The sequence below is a fragment of the Paenibacillus sp. JCM 9796 genome (assembly GCF_055379675.1).
Window position 1 is genome coordinate 668,604 of record NZ_AP043723.1, and the last position, 24,867, is coordinate 693,470.

Consider the following 24,867-nt stretch of genomic DNA (forward strand, 5'->3'; position numbering starts at 1 on the left):
CAGTCACTCCCTCCCGTCATTTAAGAAATAGACGCTCTCTTTCGGGATGATCAAGAAAACCCGGTCGCCGCTTGCCTTCAGATTGTGTCCTTGACCCAGGAACATCGCCTTCAACGGGCCGAAGCCGGTTTCCGTTATATAATTCATACTGACTCCGGTAAACTCGGAGATCACCACATCGCCTTGAACCGTATTCGTCTCATCCGCGGAACCGGCATCCGCTTCGCGAATTCGTTCCGGGCGGACGGAAACGGTAATCCGGGAGCCCGGTCGGATGACGTTCCCGGAGGATGCGTTCCGGCAGTAACCCCGGATGACCGTATCCGGAGTCAAGCGCACGCAGGCTTCTCCGTCCTCCACCCGTTCCACCGTTCCCTCCCATAGATTGGTCTCGCCGATAAACGAAGCGACAAACCGGTTGACGGGCTTGTTATATATGTCTTGAGGGCTTCCAATCTGCTGCACGACTCCGCCTTGCATGACCATAATGCGGTCCGACATGGACATCGCTTCGGATTGGTCGTGCGTGACGTATATCGTCGTGATGCCGAGCTCCAGCTGAAGCCTCTTGATTTCGAGTCTGGTTTCTTCCCTTAGCTTGGCGTCCAAATTGGACAAGGGTTCGTCAAGCAGCAAGATTTGCGGCTCGATGACTAATGCGCGCGCTAAAGCGACACGCTGCTGCTGGCCCCCCGACAGCTGATCGATTCGGCGGCTGCCGTATCCTTCAAGATGAACCAATCTTTGAGCTTGTTCCACTTTTTCCTTAATTTCGGCTTTCGATTTTTTGCGGACTTGCAGACCGAAGGCAATATTCTCAAACACCGTCAAATGGGGGAATAGCGCGTAGTTTTGAAACACCATACCGGTATTGCGTTTGTGGGGAGGCAGCCCCGTGACCTCGCGGTTGCCGAACAAAATTCGGCCCGAGCTGGGGATGTAGAAGCCCGCGATCATACGCAGCGTCGTCGTTTTGCCGCAGCCGCTCGGTCCCAGAAACGTGAAAAATTCCCCCGGCTTAATTTGGATATGGACGTCGTCCACGCCCTTGACCGTGCCGAACAGCTTGCCTACATGCTCCAAAGTCACATCAATCAAAACGGTAACCCCCCGGCTGGAATGTTGGGGCGGAGCTTTCACTCCGCCCGCATGCCCTTTATTTTGCGCCTTTGCCTTTAATGTTTTGATCCCAATAGTCCATCCATTCCTTTTCCTTGGCGGCCATCGTTGCCCAGTCCAGTTCCATCGGCTTGAGTTCAATGCCTTTCAGCCACGCCGGGAGCGTATCTTTACTGATATCACTGCGTGTAGGAATTTGGAACAGCTTCTCCGCAAGCTCCGAACGAAGCTTCGGTTCGAACAGGAACTCATAGAACTTCTTGGCAATTTCTTCGTTTTTGCTGCCCTTGATGATGCCTACGCCATCCACCAGGATCGGAGCTCCGCTGGCCGGATAGATGAAGTCAAACGGCTGATTTTTCGTCTCCTTTTGAATCATGATGTCCTGCAGATTCCACAACGAAAGCGAGCCTTCCTGGCGTGCCATTTTCAAGTAAAGATTCGTAGGGTCCTGGGTATATTCTTTCGTGTTGACATCCAGCTTCTTCAGCCATTCGTAGCCTTTGGCCGGGTCGCCGGCACCCTGTCTGAAAATCATCGCGGAGTAAATCGTACGCATCGTTCCGGAGGCGAGCACGCCGCGAATCAAAATTTTTCCTTTATATTTGGGATCGAGCAGGTCATCCCAATCTTTCGGCGCATCTTCTTTTTTCAACATTTGCGGGTTGTACATGATGACTTCCGGAAGCAGCATCTCGCCGTACCAGCGGTCTTTGCCGTCCTTGTACTGAGCCGGAACCGTACCCGCAAAGGTTGGCTTGTAGGCCGCCAACAAATCTTCGTCGGCCGCTGTCATAAACATGGATTGCGTACCGCCCCACCAGAAATCGCCCTGCGGGTTCGCTTTTTCTCCACGAACGCGCTCCAGAACCTGCTGTGCGCCCATCGTCAACACTTCCACCTCGACGCCCGGGTTCTGCTCTTTGAATTTGGGGACGATTTCATCCACGACCGTTTTATCCCTGGCCGTATAAATAACCAGCTTCTTCGCTTCAGCCGGCTTCGGCGGATCGGCCGGTTTCTCGGCGGGCTTCTCCGCCGGTTTTTCTGCCGGCTGTACGCTTGCCCCGCCCCCGCTGCAGGCGGCTAAAGCAAGAACGAGCGAGCTGACAAGCATGCCGTTAAACCATTTTGCTGCTTTTCCTACTCCAAAATTCAATTCGAATTCCCCCTTAAGTTTTATTCACTCCAGGACCTATGGTTCGGAAACGATTCAAGCACGCAATGGACCGCGCCGATAATGCCCGCCTGATCGCCAAGCGATGCCGTCTTGATTACCGGCACGACGGGAATGAGACGGGACAATAGCTCTTGAATCGTTTGGAGCCCTTGTTCATCGAGATGGATCATTTCTCCGCCGAGAACCAGCAGTTCCGGATCCATAATGCTGGCCACATTGGCCATGCCGAACGCCCAGTGCCGGTAGGTATCTTGCAGAAGGGCGCGCGCCTCCGGATGGCCTTCCGCAGCCGCCGCCTGAAGCTGAGGAAGAATAGGCGCTCCTTCCTCCCATGAAGGCAGCAAGGGCTGTGCCTTGGACAAGATGCCAGGTACGCCGAAATTGCTCTCGAACACGCCGTATTCTCTTTGGCTGCGGTTGCGGAATGGGCCAATCATCATGTACCCGATCTCGCCGGCGGCCTCCTTGCTTCCCCTGTACAGCTGCCCGTTAATGACGATGCCTGCGCCGATGCCCGAGCCGACATAAATCTGGATGAGGTTCTTCGCTCCCCGACCGGCGCCTTGATAAAATTCACCTATGGTCATCATATTAACGTCATTGTCAATAAATACGGGAAGTCCCAATCTCTCCTCCAATGCCTGCCGGACTGGCTGCCCCATCCACCCTGTGCTGGGCGCGAAGGAAATCGTGCCTTTGTTGCGCTCGGTTATGCCAGGCAGCCCGATCCCGATGCCGTGCAGTTGGCTCCTCTCAAAAGAACATTGCCCCAGCAGCTTCGTCAGTCCGGCTTCCAAAGCGGCAAGCGCCTTTTCCCCGTCGGCAGGCGGCTTCAAGCGGGCTTGATAACGGGACAGGATGTGCCCATGCAGATCGGCAATCGCCATGTGGATGCAGTTGCCCTCATACACAGCGCCAACGACCGCATACGCCTGCGAATTGTATTCCAGCAGAACGGGCTTGCGGCCTCCCCGAGACTGTCCCGTCCCAATTTCCCGGATCAGTCCTTCGCCGATCATCTCATCCACCAGAGAAGAGATGCACGGACGGCTCAATTTCGTCTCCGCAGCGAGCTCCGCTCGGGACATTCTTTTCTGCTTCAGCTGATAAAGAATGCCTTCACGATTCATCTGTTTCACGAATTTGGTATTTCCCGTTTGACCTCTCGTTCTCAATGCAGCTTGGTTCACCGCCTTTCGTCGGCAGAACTTACTTAGTTAAAATGACTAACTAAGTATGATGGGTTTAATTGTAAATGAAAGCACTTACATGTTCAATGATAAATTGTATCTTTTTCTTTTATTTGTATATCCTTCCATATGTACTTGCTCAAATTTCGGCAATTCTCACAAACATCTTTTTACGCGGTCCCGCATAGCTTCACCGCCAACTCACGTGACGCCCGGAGCCGGTCCGCCTGACTGGACGCAGTCTCGGCTTGCCTATACATAGGACGAAGTGATCGCCGCATATACTTACAGACAACTAATCACGGGGTGATCCACATGAGTAAAGAGACAATGACACTAGGACAGTTCATGGATAGACCGCAAAAACGAAACCGGCCTCGTCGATCCGTATTACTTATCAGGATTCCCGGAGGCCGAAAAACAGCTCGACTTATTCGATATATGTTCACCTGAACGCTCCCAACCAAACAAAGGCTAATTCCAAGCAGCCGCAGCTGCCGGAAATTAGCCTTCTTCATCCGCCTCATGGCGGCGCAAGCCATCCTGCTGCGATTCCCGGGACTGGCCGTTACGGTGTGGACATCATTTGGGCCTGCATTGTAAAGTATTCCCGGATACGTGTCAACGTAAGGTTATCGATTCCGAATTGATTCGCCGCTCCGATAACGGTAATTCTTGTAATCCGATTGAAACCGGCGTTGACACCCAGAGGGGAGAACACATTAAACGGCGGTGCGTTTGAAGGCCCCGTTGCGGTGGCAACAAGATTATTGTTGGCGTCAAAGGCGTTAATCGTAAGCGGAGTGGCCGATGTGTAGAAAAAGTTAACCTCAGATAGGGGATTGCCGAATGTGATGTCTGCTTGGTTGCTAGCCGGAGTAAAAATGATGGTTACGGGCGAAGGCTCATTCGAAAAATTCCCTGTCCCTCCGGCCCCGGCTTCAATCAATGTCAACCATTGCGGTGAAAAGAGCGCCGTGGTGAAACACGCCGGAACCGGTACGGGAAGTGGCTGCACATTCCCTCCGCCTTCAAACGTAATGAGCGCGGTTTCTGTGACGGGAGTCGAGGAACAAATCACTTGAATAGGACCGTTCTGACTGACCGAAAATTGTGGCGGCTCTGTCTGATTCGAGATGCCGTGAGTTATCAATAACTATCACCCTTCTCTTTAGATTATGCTGCATGTTATCTATATGTAGATAGTTGCTCCTGAAAAAGTCCAATTTTAAAAATGGTCTCGGGGAGCCGAGTGGTTTTGTGGATGTCGGTTCCCCCGGATTTCTATTTCTACCTTAGTTTTGAAGCATTTTTGCTGCTCTTTGCAGATTGTGGGTCAGGATTCCGAAGCCGACCCAGCATTTTGAGCCAGCAAAGCCCCGGTACCTGCTGCGGTTCAAACCGTACTTGCGCTTGAGAAGACTAATCTTCGCTTCTCCGGCTGCACGGTAACGCTGCAAGTCCTTAAACCATTTTTCGTTTTCGTACTCCGTGCGGGCAATGCCTTTCTTGCCCTTTCGCGGCAAGCTGGCTCGCTTTACACCAAGTTCAGTAATGGCTGCTTCATTCTTCTTGCTTGAGAAGCCGCGGTCGGTGGCTACGGCCTGCGGTGCTTTGCCGAACTGCTTGATATGTGCTTCTATGGCGGGAACAAGCAATTCGTCATCAGAGGGATTTCCCTCATAGACGGCGTAACCGGTGACGAAGCCGCTTTCCGTCTCGTCGATTCGCACCTTGTATCCGAACTCCGTGCCTTTGGCTAGCTTGCCCTTCTTGATCGGCCTGGCTTCGGGGTCAAAGAAGCTGACGATACGATCGGCGATGATACGATTGCCGGAGACGACCTGTCTGGCTTGTTCCAGCAGTTTCCCGGTAAGCTCGACCGCCGCCGACAGTTTTGCTTTGCTTTGCTGAACGGCCGTTTTGCCCTTGTCTTGCAGTTTTTCTACGACGCTTTGTGCACCCTTTACGACGCTGTCGGTTACTTCGATTACGCTTTGCGTAATCTTGTCAACTTCTTCCCACGATTCCCGTGTGCGACGCCGCAGTACTTTGGCGATGGACAGAATCTTTTCTTTAACTTCAGCCGTACGATCTTCAAAGCCTTGAACGGCGTGGGAAGCGACCTTGCGGATTTTCTGAATCATTCGCGTGATGACCTTCACACCATCCTGCAATAGCGTAGCATCTGTCGGGTGATGAATGTCGGATTCCACGACAGTCGTGTCTGTACGGAATTTACGGGTTTTCAGAATCGCTTTTTCTTCACACTGTTTGATAAGCGCAGCGTTGATGTCCTGGGCGATTTTATCGCCGTAGCGTTTGCGGGCATAGATGAGCGTGGACGGATCCGGCATCTTCTCATCGATGGCAATACGGCAGAACATTCGCCAGGTGATGCTGTCGCCAACTTCCTTCACGAGCGACTCGTAGCCCAAATTATATTTGTGTTTCAAGACCATAAGACGGATGTACTTCTCGATCGCCAGCGTAGGGCGACCGCTCTTCTTGCCTTTCGGATGCAGCTTCGCGAATGGTTGAAGAAATTTTTCGTCGTCCAGCAAGCGATCGATGATGGCAAGTTCGGCCGGCAGCGTTCTAACAGCTTCCGGAAGAATCGCATCCCACATCGTTATTTGCTCGTCACGAAGTTTCAACATTTTCATCACCTCAAGGAAGGATTCCCGAGGCTCTGCGTTGAACTCCTTAAACAAAGGAATTCTTCCCTCGGGGATGGATGGATTGTTATCTGGACAATAACAATTTCCATTTTGAGGTGCCGAATTCCTTTTTATTTTGTCAAAATAGCCCGACTTTTTCAGGGGTAACTAGATAGTCTTAAGGGTGCCTGGATTGTTTTAACGTTGTCATAACCGCACAGCAGAAATAAATGATTGACGAGGTGGTGTTGGCTTATGTACTATAATCAACCGTTGTCTCCAGCTCCTCCGGCGCCTGCTTCCTTGTATCGCAATAACCGCCATATTATTGAAGTCTCTGGCGAAGGAACGGTTTCTGCCGCTCCCGACAGAGCCGTTATAGAACTTGGCGCAATCACCGAAAACACAAGCTTGCGGATTGCCCAAAGGGAAAATGCAGCCGCCGTTACAGATGTTATAAACTCCCTGCTGCAGCTAAACATTCCGAAGGAACGTATACAAACCGTCGCTTACAGGATCGAGATGCAGTATTCCTATGAGGATGGGAAGCAAATCTTTACCGGTTATCGCGTGACACATCTGCTTCAAATTACCCTGGATCAAATAGACCGGACAGGACTTGTTGTCGATACGGCTGTTGAACATGGCGCTAATTCCGTCTTAAACATTCAATTTTCAATGGCGCACCCGGCCGCTTATTATCATCAGGCCCTGTCGTTAGCCGTTAAAAATGCCGAAAGCAAGGCCATGACCATTGCGACAACGTTAGCCGTCACGCTTGTGAAATATCCGGACAACATTCAAGAAGAAGCTCGTACACGGGAACCGGTCCCTTATCAGGCCTTACATTACGCGGCAACCGCACCTACGCCGATCCAACCCGGACAATTGAAAATTACCGCTTCTGTAAGGGCCCAATATAGTTACGTCTAAGCTTTGACGGTATCCAATAAAATCGGGTAGGAGGCTACTCATTATTTGAGTAGCCGACCTCCCACACCACCGTACGTACCGTTCGGTATACGGCGGTTCCTAAGTTTACACAGTGACTTGCCGGTAATAATCTGAAAAGAATAGGAATCCCAGATTCTTAATTGTGGTGTTGTTGAGGGATGTTGCGAGGATCGGGCTGTTGGACGTTCGCCAATAGCCCTTTCTTGTGTTTGCGTATTCCCACGCCTTCTGATCATGGATTCCAAGTGACTTCAATCTATCGAATCTTGTTCTCACCCGTTTCCATTGTTTCCAGAAAATCATTCGAATTCGCCTTCGCATCCATTCGTCCGTCGTTTGGAGCAACTTCTTCATATCGGCAATCTTGAAGTAGTTCACCCACCCCGTGATGTACCGTTTGAGTTTCATTGCCCGGTCATCGTTCCCCATACCGTTTCTTCTCGACGTCAGCTCTTTTACTTTGGCTTTCATCTTGGAGATCGATTTAGGATGTATCCTGACCTTTGTTTGTCCCTTTCGGCTATAGAATGAGAAGCCAAGAAACTTTATTCTTTTCGCTTCATCCACAACCGTCTTTTCTCGATTCACCCTGAGGAGCAATTTCTGTTCGATGAAGGGGAGGATATTTGTCAATGTTCGTTCCGCGCTCCTTCTGCTCTTGCAGAAGATGAGCATGTCGTCTGCATAACGAACGAAACGATGTCCTCTCTTCTCTAGTTCCATATCCAATTCATTTAACATGATGTTGCTCAGGATTGGACTTAGGTTCCCTCCCTGTGGCACGCCGAGTTCCGTTTCTTCGAATTTGTGTTTAACAACCACGCCAGCCTTCAGATATTTGTGAATGAGCGATATGACTCGTCCGTCCTTTATGGTTCTAGACAGCACTTCGATCAGCTTACTTTGGTTGACCGTATCGAAGTATTTCTCCAGATCCATGTCGACGACATGTTCATAGCCATCATCAATATTCACCTGACTTTTCCGGATCGCATCGTGTGCTTTCCGTTTCGGGCGGAAGCCGTAACTGTTCTCCGAAAATTGCTTTTCGCAGATCGGTGTCAACACTTGGGCAATAGCCTGCTGGATGAATCGGTCCACCACCGTTGGGATTCCCAGATTTCTTTTCTTTCCGTTCTCTTTCGGGATTTCGACCCGTCGAACGGGATTTGGACGGTATTTGCCGTCCAGGATTTGTTGTTTGATGGTTTCACCGTTTTCTCTGAGATATTGTAGAAGTTCATCTACTCCCATCCCGTCGACTCCGTGCGTTCCCTTATTCGCTTTGACTCGCTTGAACGCTTCGTTCAGGTTGTCTCGGCTCACGATCTTCTCAAGCAACTTATCCCCCGACTTGCTTGTGTTGGCATCGTCCTTTTCAGCTATCCTCTCAGGAATGTGCACTCCCGCATATCCTTCGTGTTCCGCACTATCTTTCTGCGTGGAGCCTTCTTTTCGAAGTTGGCTGCCCTTTGCTCCTGTTCTGGTAACATTCATTGATGATCACCTCCTAAGGTTCAGCCCTTCCCTTCTGCTGTCGACGGCAGAAGGTACTATGGCGTCTGCTGACTTCTCATGATAAATCTTGTTTCAACCGTGATTCGAAGTCCATCTCCTCACGTCCATGAGACCTCCCACGGTAAGACGACTCACTTTCCTTCCATGCACCCGCATCATTTACAATGGTACGTCCGTGTAGTTGATTGGACTTCGCTTTGTTTTGCAAGCTCATCCCATACCTTATGCCTGATGATGTTCGTGTTCCTCGGGTCGGAATTTTGCCTCCAGCTTCCTTCAGATTCCACCTCGCGATGGACACCCTTGCTCTTGGCTAGTGGTTGGTAACTACAAACCCCCACAGCGGACTTTCACCGCCTAGTTAGTCGCCATGCGTGGCGCACAAAAACGAGGCAGCCCTTATCGGGCTGCCTGCCTGTTTAGCGCATACCAGCGCTGTGCGAGTGAGTACACCGATCCGTCCCGCTCCGTCCTGCGAACCGCTAGAAATAAGCTTTGATCGCTTTCTCGGTGGACTCTTTAGCCACACGAATCGTTTTTTCGATATCCCACTCCCAGTATTCCGGTCTGAACAGCTCGACGGAAACCATCTCACTGTAGCCGATATCCTTCAAAGTGCGCAGGAGTAAGTCCAGGTTTACCGCGCCTTCCCCAGGCATCACCCGGTGATGGTCGCGCAGCGCGCCAACCGGCAAATCTTCGCAATCGTCAATATGAAACACGAAAATTTTGGAAGGCTCCGCCCGCTGCAAATCTTCGATTTTGGAATTCATCGCATGAAAGTGAAAGCAGTCCAGCACCACGCCGACATCGTTCCGGTTGACGGCTTCCACGATGTCGTACGCTTGACCGAACGTATTAACCGAGCAGTTCGGATACCCTACAAATTCCAGCGCGAGCCTCGTATCGTAGGCTTGCGCGATATCGGCCAATTCATGGAGGACTTTCACGGTTTCCTCTTTAATTTGACTCTTCGTATAGTCCCCGATATCAAAGGTCGGAACGACGATAATCGTCTTGCAATCGATGACCTTGCCCACTTCGCAAAGAAACTTCAGATCGTCCTTGATTTGCCGATATCCCGGTTCGTCTCTATGGTTGATATACTCCAACGCGTTGAAGGCATACGGTTTAATGCGATTCCGCTCAAAAAACTGCTTGAGCTCCTCTACCGTATGATTCTCCAAGTACGCCTTCAGTTTATCCAAGCGGATTTCGATCAGATCGTATCCGTATTTCTCGCAAACCTCCAAGTCCTGCTGCAATGTCGAATACTTCATCGTTGTCGCTTGATTAAAAGCTATTTTCACAGGAGCCACCGCTTTCTACAAGTATCTGTCTTCTTCAATCGTTAACTGTACGCCAATTCCATAATTTTTTCCTGATTCGCTTCCGCGCGGCTGAGCTCGCCCTTCTTGCGCCCTTCATGCATAACGACGACTCTGTCGCTCATGCCCAACACTTCCGGGAGCTCGGAAGAAATCATGATAATCGCTTTTCCCGTCTGCGCCAATCTGGACATCAGCTTATGAATTTCGGATTTAGCTCCGACGTCGATCCCCCGTGTCGGTTCATCCAGAATGAGAATGTCCGGGTTGTTCAACAGCCATCTTGCGAGCAGCACTTTTTGCTGGTTGCCTCCGCTTAAATTCATGATGAGCTGATCCAGACTCGGCGTTTTGATGCTCAGCCGTTCAACGAACAAGTTGCACATGTCGGTGACGAGCTTTCTCTTAATAAAACCGCCTCTATTCAAATAGCTGTCGATGCTGGAGATGATCATATTATCCCGGATCGAGATAGGCAGGAAGGCTCCCGTAATTTTGCGGTCCTCCGTCAATAAGCCGATCTTGTGTTTAATCGCATCCCGGGGAGAACGGATGCTCACCTTGACCCCGTTGATGTAGATTTCGCCGGCATCAGGCGGGTGAATGCCGAAGATGCTCTCGATGACCTCGGTCCTTCCTGCGCCCATCAATCCGGCAATACCCAGAATCTCTCCTTTTCTTACATCAAAGCTGATGTTGTTAAACTTGCCTTCGCGCGACAGGTTTTTGACGGACAGCACAACTTCCCCGATATCCGCATCTTCCTTATGAAACACCTGCTTGATCTCCCGACCGACCATCATTTGGATCAGCGATTCCTGGTCCAGCTCTTTCGCCGCTTTGGTGCCGACATATTGACCGTCTCTGAACACGGTAATGTCGTCGCAAATCCGGAAAATTTCATCCATCTTGTGCGAAATATAGATAATGGAAACTCCTTTGGCCTTGAGCGATCCGATAATGGCGAACAGCTGTTCAACCTCTTTATCGGTAATAGCGGACGTCGGTTCGTCCATAATGATCAAATCCGCGTTGTAAGAAACCGCCGTGGCAATCTCCACCATTTGCGTGTTGGCGATGCTGAGATCAATCATTTTGGCGTTCGGATCGATATCGATTTTCAACGTTTCAAACAGCTTGCGGGTATCCTCCACCATCTTTTTCTTGTCGAGCCATCCGAATCCTGTCGTCGTTTCCCGCCCCAAATAAATATTTTCCGCTACCGTCATCTGCGGGATCGGGCTCAGTTCCTGATGAATCATCGAAATGCCCCGGCTCAGCGCATCCTTCGATCCGGACAGCTTGATTTCCTGACCTTTGAATTTCACCGTTCCCTGATCGGGCGTATAAATGCCGAAGATGATTTTCATCAGCGTCGATTTGCCCGCACCGTTCTCTCCCATCAAGGCATGAACCGTGCCTTTTCGGACTTTCAACTGGATGTCGTCCAGCGCTTTCACACCAGGGAACGTTTTGGTAATATGCTCCAGTTCCAATATGTAATCGTTGGCCATCATAATCACCTCGTTTGGATTTCAGACTCTGAATTGATGAACCGTTCGGTGCAGTTTCTCGGCCATGGCATACAGCGTGTTTGCGTGGGCCGTATTTTGCTGAAGAAATGCCAGCTGTTCCTCCGTAACCGCCGTTACACTTTGTGTCCCGGTTGCTATCGTCTCCGAGAAGCCCGATATTTGCTCCACCGATTGGACGATTGTCTCCGAATGGTTCGATAAGTGGCGCAGCGATTCCGAGACGTCGCGGATTTGTTCCGTCGTATCCTGAACCAAATCTCGGATTCCGCCGAACAGGTCTCCGACGGCCGTCGAGGCGTTGATCCCTCTGGAAACCTCCACGACCATCTCTTCAACGGATTGGACCGCGAACATCGTCTCCGTTTGAATGCCGGTCACAAGCTCGGTTACCCGTCCCGCCGAATCATTCGTCTGCTGCGACAGTTTGCGGATTTCCGAGGTGATGACCGCGAATCCACGCCCGTGCTCTCCCGCTCTTGCCGCTTCAATCCCCGCATTTAATGAAAGCAGATTCGTTTGCGTCGCAATCGAAGAAATCACTTTATTAATATCGTCGATTTCGCGCGATCTGGCCCTCAACGTTTGCATGGTATGCTCTAACTGACTCATCAGCTTCTGAATCGTTTCCATCTGGTTCGTGATTCCGTTGATCTCACGGTCACCCTCCACGGCCTTCTCCAGCGCGTTTCCGGCAATTCCCATGGCGTGCTGGCTGCTTTGATCGATCCGGCGAATGTCCGAGGCCATATCGTAAACAGCTTGCAAGCTGCTTTCCACGCTCTGTACCTGATTTTCCGTGCTCTCCGATAAATGCGTCATGATTTCGGCGACATGCTCGGCAGCTTTCCCCGTCTGCTCCGTCCCTTCGGACACTTCTTTAGATACGGCGATGACTTCACCGGCGCCCTGGTTGATTTCTACGACCAAATGATGCAAATTGTTCTTCATCTGATTGAAAGCTTCAGCCAGTTGTCCGAGCTCATCCCGCCTCGTTGCCTGCACATCCGCAATCGCAAGATCGCCGCCGGAGATCGACTTGGCCGTCTCCGACAACTGGCGCAGCGGCTTCGAGATCATCCTTGAGATGAAATACCCGATGATTAAAGCCAGCACGAGATTGATGACGCTGACGGAGATGACCAGCCTGCGAATATCGGTGATGACGGTTTGACTCGCCGCCTTCTCTGCATTCATCAATTGGTCCTGCTTGTCGGACAACTGCCCGGCGAACTTGACAATCACGACGCCAAGCGGAAGTATACCGGTTTTCGCTTCCTGAACGGCGCTTTCCAACTGATCTTTGGGAAGCCCGAATATCCGGTCCACCTTCTCCTTATATTGCTTGTTCAGTTTGATCGTATACTCCAGCTGCTCCAGCATTGCAGGATCGGCAAGCGCGCTTTTCATCTGCGCGAACAATTCGTCCATGCGTGCGTTCGTATTCGAAAAGTCCGTCTTAAAGAAGGCATCCTTGGTCAATAAATAAGCGTTCAAATTACCGTTTTGCGTGGTTGCGTAATATTTGAGGTTGTCCGCGTAAGACTTCATGACGGCATGACGGTCTAAGATGTTGGAAAGGGACTGATCGATTCGATTCAAGGAAAGATAATACATGGTACCCGCACAACCGGCGATCACGGCGATAACCAGAAAACCGGCCAGCAGTTTTTGCAGAATGGATATTCTCATCTTGTAACCCCCCCTTTCCCGTCATTCCCCGAGTCATCTCTTGACATTCTCTTACTTTTTCTTGTTCTTCTTCGAGTCGATAAATACGGCTACCGTGATGATGACGCCCTTCAAAATTTGCTGCCAGTACGAGGACACGTTCAGCAAATCCAACCCGTTGTTCATGACCCCGATGATCAGCGCGCCGATAACCGTGCCGCCGATCGTACCGATGCCGCCGGAAAGACTCGTTCCCCCGATAACGGCTGCAGCGATCGCGTCAAGCTCATACATCATACCGGCCGTCGGCTGACCGGATGCAATCCGGGAAGTCAGAATGATACCGGCAATCGCGGACAGCAAGCCGGCATAACCGTAAATCAGTATTTTATATTTTTCCACATTAACGCCTGCAATCACAGCCGCTTGTTCGTTGCCGCCGATCGCATAAATATATTTACCGAACTTCGTTCTGTTCAGAATAATGTAGGACACAAGAGCCACAATGAAAAAGATGATAATCGGCATAGGAATTCCTAGTACGCTGCCTTGCCCGATGAACTTGAAGGAGTCGGAAAGATTGCCGATCGGCTTCCCGCCGGTAAACAGCAAGGCGGCTCCTCTAGCTGCTGTCATCATGCCCAAAGTGACGATGAATGGAGCAATCCGCCCTTTGGCAATAATCGTTCCGCTGATTAGACCCGTGCCCGCTCCGATAGCCAGCCCGACCAGAAGCGCAAGGGCCAGCGGAAAGCTGCCGGGGTGCGACATGCTGGCGACGACGACGGACGTAAGGGCGATGACGGATCCGGAAGACAGGTCGATTCCCGTCGTAATAATGATCATAGTCACGCCGATGGCGACGATACCTACCACGGACATCTGTCTAATAATGTTCAAAATATTGCCTGAGGTGAAAAACGTAGGGGACAGCAAGGACATGAGAATGACGAGACCGATCAATATGAGCAGCATGCCGTAACGACCGAGCAAAGCTTTCGCCTTCGTTGAACGTTCTTGCGGACCCGGTTTTTGGCCCTGTACAATTACAGTTTCTTTCATATGCTTATCCTCCAGTATGAATGTGTTTCTTTAAATCGCGTCCGGCTTGCGTCAACACGGACTACATATGTAATAGCATCCTTCGGTGGAAGAAATGACTTTCTTTTCGCCGTTGAGCCTTGAATGAACTGCATCTCATAGACCAAACATCGTGCTTAAAGACTTGTTGCGGAAGGACACATCCCGGATGGGGTGTCCTTCCACGCTGAATGTCGTTCGAATGAAACTATAAAACTATAAGGCTACCCGTATTGGATTACTGCCATTTTTTGATGTACTCTTCCACGTTGGCTTTGGTCACAAGCTCATAAGGAATGTAAACATTCTTTTCTACCTTCTCGCCTTTTGCCGCTTTAATAGCCGTTTCCAATGCGCCCCTGCCTTGGCCGTCTGCATTTTGGAACACGGTGACATGCAGCTTGCCGGATTTCACGAACTCGAGCGCATCCGGGGTTGCATCGACGCCTGCGAACACGATGTCCTTCGCTTTGCCTGCCGCTTCCGCCGCCATAATCGCGCCGATCGCCATTTCGTCGTTGTTGGAGACAACCGCATCGATTTTTTGACCGGAGTTCAACCAGTTCTCCATCAGAGCCATTCCTTTGGCACGATCCCAGGAACCCGTTCCTTCCAGTACCAATTTCATCTCAGGGTTCTTGCTGATGATTTGTTTATTTCCTTCAGTCCGTTTGATTTGCGCTTCCTGCCCCGATTGTCCGGTCATGATGCCGATATTTCCTTTGTTATTCAGCAGCTTGGCCACTTCTTCCATCTCCATAATGCCCGCCGTAATGGATTCGGAACCAACGTAGGATGTCGCTTTATCCACACCATCATAAGAACGGTTCACAACGACGATCGGAATGTTGGCTTTATTGGCGCGGTCCACCATGTCTACAATGGATACCGTATCGACCGGAACAATCGCAATCGCGTTAACCTTCTGCGAGATGAAATTCTCAACTTGCGCCAGCTGTTTGTTCGCATCATTCTGCGCGTCAACGTAGGTCACTTCGACATCTTTCTGAGTCGCCTGGTATTTCTTCATCCCGTCCTGCAGATAGCTCAGCCACTTGTCGCTAAAGTCCGGGAGCGCGGCGCCGATCACGATTTTTTTACCGCCGGAAGCGGCATCATTACCACCGGAAGGCTTGGCCCCGCTTTGATCCGGTGCTGTGGATTGGTTAGTGCCGGAAGAACAAGCGGAAACGATCATTGCAAACACCAAACTTAACAATAGGACCATGCTGAATTTTTTCATAGTACTTCCCCCTCAACGAGTTTGATCAAGCGCTCTCCTGTGACTGACTAGACGCTATAACTCACTTACTGGATGGTGTAAACTCCCAGTCTTTCCTTTCCTCACCTCCTTAAAGTGTGATGTAAGCGTTCGCAGGATACGGCGTTCATGGTTCGTTCTTCTTGCGGACGACGGACATTTCTCCAGCCACCTCGTGAATCCTGCATCGATTTGCTGCCGCTTACTCGTCTTATCATCGCCTGCAAGCTTCTTTACGTAAATTGGGTTAAGCGCTTTACCCTTTATAAAGTAAAGCACTCATTCCAGAGAAACATTTACCAGATTAAGCGCTTTACCTGCATTTTACTATAACCTTTTATTTCTTGCAATCCCTTTCATAAGAATTTTGTCGGTATACGAACAGGCATCCTCCTGCCGGATCGAATTTTATGCTGCTGAACCATCCTGCTGCCACTGCCGGCAGTTTGGCGCAGTCAACCCTAAAGTAAGCGCTTCCTTTTCGGGGTAATCGATTACCTTTTTAGCACATTTTAATTTATTTGCTCTTTTTTTGCAACAAAGTTCTTGGTTATTTCCGATTTTCGCCATGCTTTCTTACTTTTTCTTCGAGGTGGAATTTCGAATCACGAGCTGTGGGGGCATTTTTATGTTCTGCTTGAGATTCGCTTGGCGTTCAATTTTGTCAATCAGCATATCGATTGCTTTTTTCCCCAATTCATGGACCGGCATCGCAATGGAAGAAAGTTCAGGAACTACGATTGTACACATTTGTGTGTTATCGAAGCCGATGACAGACAGTTCGTCCGGGACTGTAAGATGACGTTTTCTGGCCGCTTGCATAACCCCAATCGCCATGATATCGTTACATCCGAATATCGCAGTGGGCCTATCCGTCAAATCCAATAAAGTTCCGGCGGCGATTTCCGCATCTGCCATTTTGGAGCGGGTTATGACAATCATGTTGTCCTCCGCGCTAAGCCCGGCACTGCGCAAAGCCGATGTGTACCCGCGGATTCGCTCCCGGCAGCTGATCGAATCGTCAGCAATAACGCCTATTTTTTCGTGTTTCAGGGAGATCAAATGCTCGGTCGCCATAAATCCGCCCCAATAATCGTCGACGGTCACACTATCGATGGCCATTTCCGGCCGCTCGTGCGCAAAGAGCACGACGGGAACTTCATCTTGAAGCAGCTCGCTCAGCAGCTCTTCGTTGCTAAATTTTGAAGCGATAATAAAACCGTCGACCTTCTTTTGCCTTAATAGCGTAATATGTTTTGCTTCTTTCTCCGGATTATTGTCGGTACTGCACATCACGATACTGAAACCAAGTTCTTGCCCGCGATCCTCGATATGCTTCAAGTACTGCGCATAAATCGGGTTATCCATATCCGGGATCAGCAGTGCGATCTGGTACGTGCATTTCCCCTTCAATGCGGAAGCCAGTACATTAGGCCGATATCGCATCTCGTCCATGATTTGGTAAATTTTCTCCTTCGTCCTATCGCTTATTCTTCCCTTGTTGTTGATAACCTTGGAAACAGTAGCGGTCGAAACACCTGCGACCTTGGCGATGTCATAAATGGTCGGCTTCATAGGCATTACACTCTTTCTTTTGATGAAAACATGTCATTTGATTTGTTATTGTACTATAATACCAATGAAAACACTACCATTTACTTTTTTTTGAAACCAACAGACTTTTCGGGAATTGTATCGCGGTCACGCCGACTGAACTCCGCAAACAGCAAAAGATCCCGGAGGCACTATAGCAACTGCGGGACCCTTGCTTGCGCTATTTATCCAAATGGATGTTGAACCCGAGAATCGTATCTTTGCGGTGCCGCTCGATCTCCAGCAGCGTTTCGATCCTGGCATCCTCCGGAGCATGCTGCTCCAGGAACTTACGGAACGCCACCATGAATTGAATCTCCATGTTCAGTTCATTGTAGTTATTCGGATAACCTTCGAGCGTCCGAAGGTTATCCTCCCATTCCGCCAAGTCCGTGCTCGCGCTCTCTCCCTCCCGTACTCTTCGGGTGAGCTCGCGAAGCCTGGAGAGCGCTTTTCCCAGGGGCCCGGTGCGCTTGTGTCTTTGACGCAGCACATAGCCGGCCAGCAGCAGCAGCCCCAAACCGATCCAAGCTCCAAACTGTTCCATCCCATCACCATTTTCGCGAAAATTGGAAACAACCCTTATCCCAACCGTTGAAGCAAAGTTCGTTCCCCATTATATCACAGCCCGCCTCGGCTTGTATCCGGCTTCAAACAGGGGTGTACCGGAAACTGTCCATGAATTTTTTCTGCTGTCACCTACCGTAATCGGATGTACGATCCGAAAACTATACTGTTCTGCATCATGTTTGGGGTATATGCTAAGGAGGAGTTTTTATATTACAAAAAACACACAGCGCGGCAGGGCTCGTGGCTGCTGAAATCACGCTTGTTTATCATGACGTGACTTTTTTATCCTGGGAGGCGGCCGGGGCTCTTCTGCTTGGTTGCTTAGCCGGCACTTTGGCCGATGTAGATAAACAGGGGTCGACGATGGCCAGGGTGCTTTTTCCGTTGTCGGCGCTGCTCCGCATTCTGAACGTACGTCACAGGACGGTTACGCATTCCTGTCTGTTTATCGGGGCTTTGATGCTTCTGGCTCTTCCTTTGCCCGTACTTTATTACTGGGTATTCATCGCCGCCTATGCTTCACACCCGCTTATCGATTTACTCAATGAGAAGGGCGTGCAGCTGTTCTGGCCGCTGAAATTGAAAGTTCGCGTACTTCCCAAATTTCTGGCTGTGGATACGGGATCGATGAGCGAGACGGTATTTCAATGGCTGCTGCTTGCCATAAGCTTGTGGATTCCTTTCAGAACGATTGAATTCTGAGCACCAAGCTTTCCTTGAGTGCCTGCCAATCATGCCAAAAGGATAGTCACACTGCCGGTCATGCGCCGCCGCTGCAGGTAGACTATCCTTGTTTCAATTTTCTTGAACGAAGCCCCGTTTTTTTTTCCACAGATGATAAATCAAGACAATGAGCCCCAGAAAAACACCATAGATGCCAATCGTGATCACGATATTCCCCGGCTCCGTCATCAAATGATCCCCCACCAGAGCAAACAACAGCATCGCCGGTATTTTGCCCAGGGAGGAAGCAGCGGCATAAGCGGCAAACGAAACGCGGCTTAGGGCCGAATATATATTTACAAGGATAGAAGGAACGAACGGAATCAATCGGGTAAAGAGAATGGCCAAAAACGCATTTTGTTCGAACAACGCCGTGATTTTTCCCAGGCTGTTGTGACGGTGCAATATTCGCACGCCCCATTCTTGATATCCATAACGAATAAATAAAAACATCAGCATCGAAGCCGTTGCGGAGCCTGCCCACGTGATAACCGCTCCTAGGGCAGGGCCATATGCCGCGCCGATCACGCCCCCGACAACAGGATAGGGAATGACCGGAAATAAGGCCATCAACGTTGCGATAATTATGACTACTGCCACCTGATTAGATGGATGGAACCAAGCCAGGATGACATCCCCGTAAATGTAAATGAGATAGGCAATTCCTAAGTAGAGGATCGCCAAACCTAGTTTTTTGTACATGATAGTCTCCCAAACCGTAATAACTGCCAGTTTCGCATATCTGTTGTTATTCTAAAACGCTCCATGGTCAATTCCTTCAATCGTTCCACTCTGATCTCCCTCACTCCCCCTGCTTTTCCGTTTCTTCACGAACAGCGTCAAGATAGCCGATACCGCCAGCCCGCCGACGAACCCGCCGCCATGGGCATAGATGTCGACATTCGGAATCAGGATGGAGTAGACGAACCCGATAATGACAATCGTTCTAACCGTTTGCTTCGACTGGTAGTCGATCAGATCCTTGCGGAAAACCGACAAGTACAAGTACGCGGCATACACGCCGTAGATCGCTCCCGACGCCCCGGCCCCGACATAGGAATCCGTGTGCAGCCACGCACTGGCCAGGTTGCCGATAATCCCGCATATCAAATAGAAAACCGCATACCGCCAGGAGCCAAGCATTCGTTCAAGCGGCGCCGCGAATACGTAAAGCGCAAAACTGTTAAACAGTAAATGCTCGAACCCGATATGCAAGAAGATGGACGATACGTATCGCCACGGTTCCGGCTGCAAACCGGGAAGATCGAACATCGCTCCAAACCGGAGCAAGGTGGCGGTATCCTTCGACGACCCGTACACTTCCATGGCCGCCATGAGGAGCAAATGAATCGCGATCAGCGTCGTGGTGACCGGATACAGCCGAACGTACTGCTTCAAACTTTCTCTTCGAGCAAACAAGCTCCCTCTTCCTTTCCCTTTTAGCCGAATTCACCTGGAATCGCCCCATGCCATACCCGTTATTCACTATGTTTAACGTTGGAACAAAGAACGACTCCGTCGCCATTGTGCGAACAGAGCCGTCCTGTCAGCCTCCGATGTGTGACATTTCGACTTTCTTTTTTTTGAGTCCCGGCGTATTGGAAAGCCTTTCTTCGGAATAACGATCTTTGCGCTGGCTCCAGTAATCCCTGATAAATTCCCGGATCTGCGGATCGCTCCACCCCTCACGCAAGGGGGCGCGAAGATCGGTGCCCGCTGAAGCGAACAAACAGCTGTACAGCTGCCCCTCCGCGGAGAGCCTTGCCCGGGTACATGTAGAACAAAAGGCTTGAGTAACCGAAGAAATCAAGCCGATCTCCCGCTCCTCTCCTACATAGCGGTACCGCGAGGCCACCTCCCCATAATGATTGGGCTTAACCGGCTCGATCGGCATTTCACGATGGATTCGCGCTACAAGCTCATGGCTGGGAAGCACTTGATCGAGTCTCCATCCATTGGAATTGCCGACGTCCATATATTCAATAAAACGCAAGATATGCCCTTTCTCGCGGAAGTATTTAGCCATGGGAACAACATCCTGGTCGTTCGTTCCCTTCTGGACGACCATATTCACTTTCACTTGCAAGCCCGCCGACGCAGCGGCGTCAATTCCTTCCAGAACGCGGGATACTTTAAAACCGCGTCCGTTCATCTGCCCAAACCGATCATCATCCAGGCTATCGAGGCTCACCGTTACCCGGTGTAATCCCGCTTCCTTTAGCGATTTCGCGTGCTTCGCGAGTAAAGAGCCATTGGTCGTCATGGCAATGTCCTTGACTCCGTCGATTTCACGGATCATGCGGATGAGCGCAGGAAGTTCTTTGCGCATGAGCGGCTCCCCGCCGGTGATGCGCACTTTCTCCACACCGAGCGAAACAAATATCCGGGTAATCCGGGTCAGTTCTTCGAAGGTTAGAAGCTTTTCCTTAGGAAGGAATTTGTAATCAGGCCCAAATATTTCTTCCGGCATACAATACCGGCAACGGAAATTGCATTGATCCGTCACAGACATCCGCAGGTCACGAAGAGGGCGTTGTAGCTTGTCAACAATAGGATGTGTTGGTTCCTGCATGTGCTAATCACTCCCTCTACGATCGAAGTTAGTTCTCAAAAACAATCTGTCCGGACTCCCTGCAGCTGTACCCGCCCAAGGCTTCCATCTCCGTCTTGAACGATTCGGATTGAATGACATGCACCAGCATTTGCCCTTCCGGACTGTCGTAAAAGCGCTTGGTCATCAAGAGGTCGTACCGCTCTTCGGCTACCGGGATAAAATCAAGACCCATCGCCTGGGCCGCCGAATAAATGCCGAGACCGACATCCGCCGCTCCTCCCGCCACAGCCGCCGCTATGCTGAGGTGATTGATCGCTTCGCGATCGTATCCGTATACCGCTTCCCGGCTGAGACCTTCTTTTTTTAACAAATAATCAAATAACAGCCTCGTCCCGGCTCCCCGCTGACGATTGATGTAAGTGACGTGAGGCTTTACAAGATCTTCCATACATCTTATTCCTAAAGGATTCCCTTTAGGAAGGATCCAGCCTTGTTCGCGATAAACTAATTGAATCAATACGACATCATGCCCTTTTAAGTGCTTTTCAATATAAGGAACGTTGTAGGTTCCCGATTCCTCGTCGAACAGATGGATACCGGCCGCATGGGCCTCTCCTTTCTGGATGGCGAGAATGCCGCTCATACTTCCAACATGAGAGGATACCAGGAAACGATCCGGATGTTCTTTGCGCAGCAGCGTATGCAGGACGTCGACGGACAGGTCATGGCTACCGGTTATAACCGTCGTACGATCGATCTGCTCTTTGGGCCGATAAAGCTCGAGCTCTACCACTTCGCCTTGCTCATAGCCCATATGCCCCGCAGGAATTCGAAGCATTCCGTCCGCGCGCACCATAGACATGGTGACTCCGGCCGCGCGGGTCAAAGGATTCGCCACATACGCGCCATGAATATAACCGATCGTCATCCGAACGAAATCGTCCGCCCCAACATCGGAGACGACTCGTCTGCCGAGCTTGACGGGCAATTCGGCTCGCTTAGGCTCGATAAGACCATAATAATGGTAAACCAACGGCCGTGCAAACCATTCCAGCGAAAGATAGGCCGACACGGGGTATCCGGGTACTCCAATAACCGGCGTCCCCTCCACCACGCCCGTAATGGAAGGCTTGCCCGGCCTGGTCGCCACTCCATGAGTAAAGACTTGACCTAATTCGCCGATAACGTGAACCGTATAATCTTCCGTTCCCGCGGAAGAGCCTGCATTCAGAATGACAATATCGGCGATCCGAGCCGCTTCAAGCACTTTTTGTTTAATGACAGCGTACTCATCCTTCACGATACCGAAGTAAATCGGCTCCGCTCCCCATTCTTTCAGATACGAAGCAAAGACGGTGCCGTTAAACTCGATGATCTCCCCGTTATGTACGGTCTCGGACGGCTCGATGAGCTCGGTGCCTGTCGGAATGATCGCAACCTTCGGTCTGCGCAGGACAGGCACCTCTAAGTTGCCACCGGCCAGCAGCGCCCCCAGGTCGACCGCGCGCAGCGCATGGTGAGCCGGGACGATCATTTCACCCACGACGACGTCTTCTCCAATAGGACGAATATGCTGCCAAGGGGCTACCGGTTCCAGAATCTCAATCGTATGCTCATCCACTTGATGGATATGCTCGATCATGATGACGGCATCGAACCCGGAAGGAATCGGATCGCCTGTATCGACGATTGCATAATCAACGCCTTGTTGAAGACGGACCGGATTCTTCTCATCCGCCCCATGCGTCTTTACCGCCAGGACGGCGACTCCATCCATTGCCGAGGCATGATAATTCGGCATCGACACCTTGGCATAAACAGGCTCCGCCGTGACTCTGCCAAGGGCGTCGGTTGTCCGGACCCGCTCGATCTTCCGGTCAAACGTGATCTTCTCCACAAATTCACGCTGGGCGTCCTGCAGCGGAGTGTCTTCCAAATAAATTTTACGCATTGCTTACTCCTCCCGACACCATCTGCTTCCATGTCATCCCTATGTATTTGTCCTTAATAGGAGCTCCCGAACAGCATGACCTTCACCTGTTCCCCTTCAACAACGCCTTCTTTGTTCGCTGCGATTTCCACAATGCCGTCGCTTTCGACCATCGTTGTAACGAGTCCTGACTTGCCGAACACGGGCACGGCCCACAGCTCGTCCCCGCGCTCTTCGAGACGAACCCGGATATAGTCGCTTCGCCCCGCGGCCGAAGGAACATTACGGGAAATGCGCGCCCGGCTTCGTTTATCCGGGACCTCGTTTGATTCGCCCTGAAGCCGTCTTAGAATCGACACCACCAATAAATCGAACATGATCAGAGCCGATACAGGGTGTCCCGGCAACCCTACGACCGGTTTGCCCTGTGACTTCCCGATAATCGTCGGTTTGCCCGGCTTCGTGGCGACCCCGTGTACAAGCACCCCCGGTTCGCCTAGCGCCTCGAGCACTTGAACGGTGAAATCTCGCGTCCCGACCGAACTGCCGCCTGACAGAAGAAGAAGATCCACCTGTTCGAACAGGGCTTTAGCACGCGTTAGCAACTCCTCATACTCATCCCGCACGATGCCGCCATACACCGCTTTCGCTCCCAGTTGGGCAAGCCGGGCGCCGATCATGATGCTGTTAATATCGCGAATCTCTCCCGGGGAAAGCTCCGCTTTGTCCGGAGGCACAATCTCATCTCCAGTGGACAGAATACCCACGATCGGGATGGGGTACACCGCTATTTCCGTTACGCCAATCGCGGCCAATACGCCTACATCCTGCGGGCGGAGCCTGCTCCCCCGGGCCAGCACACGATCCCCGACCCGTACGTCATCCCCGGCGCGGATCACATTCTCTCCGGGAGCGACCTGCCGATATACATTAAGCAGGTCGCCCACCTCTTCCACGTGCTCAATCATCACGACGCTATCGGCGCCCTCCGGCAGCATCCCGCCTGTAGGCATGTATTGGGCCTGTCCCTCAACAAGCGGCAGCTCCGCCCTCTTGCCCATATGGATGTTACCCGTAATGTCAAGGAAAGCGGGCAAGGACTCGGAGGCGCCGTAGGTTGTTTTCGCCTGAACCGCATAACCGTCTACCGTAGATCTTGCGAACGGCGGAACCTGTTCCCGGGAAAACACATCCTCCGCAAGTATGCGGCCCACCGCCTCCAGGATCGAAATTCGAACGGGCTCATGAATAGGAGCGAATTGCTCTTCGATCACGGCCATCGTTTCGTCCACGGTTTTTACATTAAAAAATTTCATGCGCCCTCCCGATTCTGAAAATAATAACAAATCCACACAAATATGGTTGAAATCCATTATAATTAAGAGGTACGAAGAAGGGGGCAGAACCTATGAAGGTCAAGCTATTTGCCAATTTCCGTGATATTTGCCTGGACAAAGTCGTCGAAGTGCCTTCCCCTGACGGGAGCTCTGTCGCTCAAGTGCTTGAAGATTTAATCAAGCTTTATCCCGCCATGGAAAAGGAAGTATTCGACGGCGACCGGAAGCTTATGCCCTTCGTTCATGTGTTTATTAACGGAAAAAATATCATTCACGAAGATGGATTGAACACGCTCGTTAGCGGGGAGGACCAGTTCGCTCTATTCCCTCCGGTAGCAGGAGGATAATTCGAAGATGGCGGAACAAACGCTGGAATTCCGTGGTATTCGCTGCGAGCATCTGATGAATTATTTCAAGGAATTGGAGGCGGAACAGCAAACCTTTGCATTTCCTTATGTCTTTCATGGTCCCGGTTGGCGCGCGGACATCCTGAGGGAAGATCAGGTCCGGATTACATCCCGATTTGTTGTCAATGCGGTTTTTGTCCGTTTTGAAGCTTCATCCGAACAGGAGCTCCAGGATGTGATTGCCGCCTATCGCCGTAAAACATTTCGGGCAGGAGGGTAGAAAAAGGTGGAATCTGGATTCCACCTTTTTCCCGTTTGTG

The 24,867-nt window shown here is 51.0% G+C and carries 23 protein-coding genes; 4 read left to right on the top strand and 19 right to left on the bottom strand.

What is annotated here, in order from left to right; all coding sequences use genetic code 11:
- Positions 1 to 3: 3 nt before the first annotated feature.
- From ACZ439_RS03380 to ACZ439_RS03400, 5 genes are all read right to left on the bottom strand, one after another.
- A complete protein-coding gene (locus ACZ439_RS03380) occupies positions 4 to 1,098 on the bottom strand; it encodes an ABC transporter ATP-binding protein (protein ID WP_054797264.1) in 1,095 nt (364 codons plus the stop codon).
- Between the two features lie 58 nt (positions 1,099 to 1,156).
- On the bottom strand, positions 1,157 to 2,236 hold the full coding sequence (locus ACZ439_RS03385; protein WP_127606609.1) for an extracellular solute-binding protein: 1,080 nt from the start codon (positions 2,234 to 2,236) through the stop codon (positions 1,157 to 1,159).
- Positions 2,237 to 2,298: 62 nt separating this feature from the next.
- Positions 2,299 to 3,429 (bottom strand): ROK family transcriptional regulator, encoded by a 1,131-nt coding sequence (locus tag ACZ439_RS03390; protein ID WP_372813946.1) that lies wholly within the window; start codon positions 3,427 to 3,429, stop codon positions 2,299 to 2,301.
- 628 nt (positions 3,430 to 4,057) lie between these two features.
- Positions 4,058 to 4,642: a hypothetical protein gene (locus ACZ439_RS03395; RefSeq protein WP_127606431.1), complete on the bottom strand. Its 585-nt coding sequence runs from the start codon at positions 4,640 to 4,642 to the stop codon at positions 4,058 to 4,060.
- Positions 4,643 to 4,784: 142 nt separating this feature from the next.
- Complete coding sequence (locus ACZ439_RS03400; RefSeq protein WP_074730150.1) at positions 4,785 to 6,149, bottom strand: ISNCY family transposase; 1,365 nt, start codon at positions 6,147 to 6,149, stop codon at positions 4,785 to 4,787.
- 255 nt (positions 6,150 to 6,404) lie between these two features.
- Between ACZ439_RS03400 and ACZ439_RS03405 the strand changes: the two genes are divergently transcribed.
- The gene (locus ACZ439_RS03405) at positions 6,405 to 7,082 is read left to right on the top strand and encodes an SIMPL domain-containing protein (RefSeq protein WP_054798710.1); all 678 of its coding nucleotides are present in this window, start codon (positions 6,405 to 6,407) and stop codon (positions 7,080 to 7,082) included.
- Between the two features lie 105 nt (positions 7,083 to 7,187).
- Here ACZ439_RS03405 and ltrA read toward each other — a convergent pair whose 3' ends face one another.
- The 9 genes from ltrA to ACZ439_RS03450 form a co-directional block, all read right to left on the bottom strand.
- A complete protein-coding gene (ltrA, locus tag ACZ439_RS03410; RefSeq protein WP_054798695.1) occupies positions 7,188 to 8,600 on the bottom strand; it encodes a group II intron reverse transcriptase/maturase in 1,413 nt (470 codons plus the stop codon).
- 503 nt (positions 8,601 to 9,103) lie between these two features.
- Positions 9,104 to 9,931 (bottom strand): sugar phosphate isomerase/epimerase family protein, encoded by an 828-nt coding sequence (locus ACZ439_RS03415; RefSeq protein ID WP_127606435.1) that lies wholly within the window; start codon positions 9,929 to 9,931, stop codon positions 9,104 to 9,106.
- A gap of 41 nt (positions 9,932 to 9,972) precedes the next feature.
- Positions 9,973 to 11,463 (bottom strand): sugar ABC transporter ATP-binding protein, encoded by a 1,491-nt coding sequence (locus ACZ439_RS03420; RefSeq protein WP_127606437.1) that lies wholly within the window; start codon positions 11,461 to 11,463, stop codon positions 9,973 to 9,975.
- 21 nt (positions 11,464 to 11,484) lie between these two features.
- Entirely contained in the window at positions 11,485 to 13,173 is a 1,689-nt protein-coding gene (locus ACZ439_RS03425; protein WP_464620624.1) for a methyl-accepting chemotaxis protein, read from the bottom strand.
- Positions 13,174 to 13,224: 51 nt separating this feature from the next.
- The gene (locus ACZ439_RS03430) at positions 13,225 to 14,214 is read right to left on the bottom strand and encodes an ABC transporter permease (RefSeq protein WP_127606441.1); all 990 of its coding nucleotides are present in this window, start codon (positions 14,212 to 14,214) and stop codon (positions 13,225 to 13,227) included.
- A gap of 256 nt (positions 14,215 to 14,470) precedes the next feature.
- A complete protein-coding gene (locus tag ACZ439_RS03435; RefSeq protein ID WP_127606443.1) occupies positions 14,471 to 15,475 on the bottom strand; it encodes a sugar ABC transporter substrate-binding protein in 1,005 nt (334 codons plus the stop codon).
- A gap of 426 nt (positions 15,476 to 15,901) precedes the next feature.
- Complete coding sequence (locus ACZ439_RS03440; protein ID WP_155614206.1) at positions 15,902 to 16,063, bottom strand: hypothetical protein; 162 nt, start codon at positions 16,061 to 16,063, stop codon at positions 15,902 to 15,904.
- A 6-nt stretch (positions 16,064 to 16,069) separates the two neighbouring features.
- The gene (locus ACZ439_RS03445; RefSeq protein ID WP_127606445.1) at positions 16,070 to 17,068 is read right to left on the bottom strand and encodes a LacI family DNA-binding transcriptional regulator; all 999 of its coding nucleotides are present in this window, start codon (positions 17,066 to 17,068) and stop codon (positions 16,070 to 16,072) included.
- A 199-nt stretch (positions 17,069 to 17,267) separates the two neighbouring features.
- Entirely contained in the window at positions 17,268 to 17,633 is a 366-nt protein-coding gene (locus ACZ439_RS03450; protein ID WP_054795414.1) for a hypothetical protein, read from the bottom strand.
- 263 nt (positions 17,634 to 17,896) lie between these two features.
- On the opposite strand from ACZ439_RS03450, the gene ACZ439_RS03455 reads away from it, so the two are divergent.
- Positions 17,897 to 18,358, top strand: coding sequence for a metal-dependent hydrolase (locus tag ACZ439_RS03455; RefSeq protein ID WP_236595945.1), 462 nt, complete (start codon positions 17,897 to 17,899; stop codon positions 18,356 to 18,358).
- 93 nt (positions 18,359 to 18,451) lie between these two features.
- Here the strand turns inward: ACZ439_RS03455 and ACZ439_RS03460 are convergent, their stop codons facing one another.
- From ACZ439_RS03460 to ACZ439_RS03480, 5 genes are all read right to left on the bottom strand, one after another.
- Complete coding sequence (locus tag ACZ439_RS03460) at positions 18,452 to 19,081, bottom strand: TVP38/TMEM64 family protein (protein ID WP_141334625.1); 630 nt, start codon at positions 19,079 to 19,081, stop codon at positions 18,452 to 18,454.
- Positions 19,082 to 19,132: 51 nt separating this feature from the next.
- Entirely contained in the window at positions 19,133 to 19,798 is a 666-nt protein-coding gene (locus ACZ439_RS03465) for a rhomboid family intramembrane serine protease (RefSeq protein WP_054795413.1), read from the bottom strand.
- 127 nt (positions 19,799 to 19,925) lie between these two features.
- Positions 19,926 to 20,951 carry a GTP 3',8-cyclase MoaA gene (gene moaA / locus ACZ439_RS03470; protein WP_127606452.1) on the bottom strand — a complete coding sequence of 342 codons (1,026 nt, stop codon included), beginning with the start codon at positions 20,949 to 20,951 and terminating at the stop codon, positions 19,926 to 19,928.
- Between the two features lie 28 nt (positions 20,952 to 20,979).
- Positions 20,980 to 22,884: a molybdopterin biosynthesis protein gene (locus ACZ439_RS03475; protein ID WP_464620625.1), complete on the bottom strand. Its 1,905-nt coding sequence runs from the start codon at positions 22,882 to 22,884 to the stop codon at positions 20,980 to 20,982.
- Positions 22,885 to 22,937: 53 nt separating this feature from the next.
- Positions 22,938 to 24,179 (bottom strand): molybdopterin molybdotransferase MoeA, encoded by a 1,242-nt coding sequence (locus ACZ439_RS03480; RefSeq protein ID WP_464620626.1) that lies wholly within the window; start codon positions 24,177 to 24,179, stop codon positions 22,938 to 22,940.
- 92 nt (positions 24,180 to 24,271) lie between these two features.
- On the opposite strand from ACZ439_RS03480, the gene ACZ439_RS03485 reads away from it, so the two are divergent.
- Both ACZ439_RS03485 and ACZ439_RS03490 read left to right on the top strand, forming a co-directional pair.
- Positions 24,272 to 24,547, top strand: coding sequence for a ubiquitin-like small modifier protein 1 (locus ACZ439_RS03485; RefSeq protein ID WP_127606458.1), 276 nt, complete (start codon positions 24,272 to 24,274; stop codon positions 24,545 to 24,547).
- Between the two features lie 7 nt (positions 24,548 to 24,554).
- Positions 24,555 to 24,827: a MoaD-like domain-containing protein gene (locus tag ACZ439_RS03490; RefSeq protein WP_054795412.1), complete on the top strand. Its 273-nt coding sequence runs from the start codon at positions 24,555 to 24,557 to the stop codon at positions 24,825 to 24,827.
- Positions 24,828 to 24,867 lie beyond the last annotated feature (40 nt).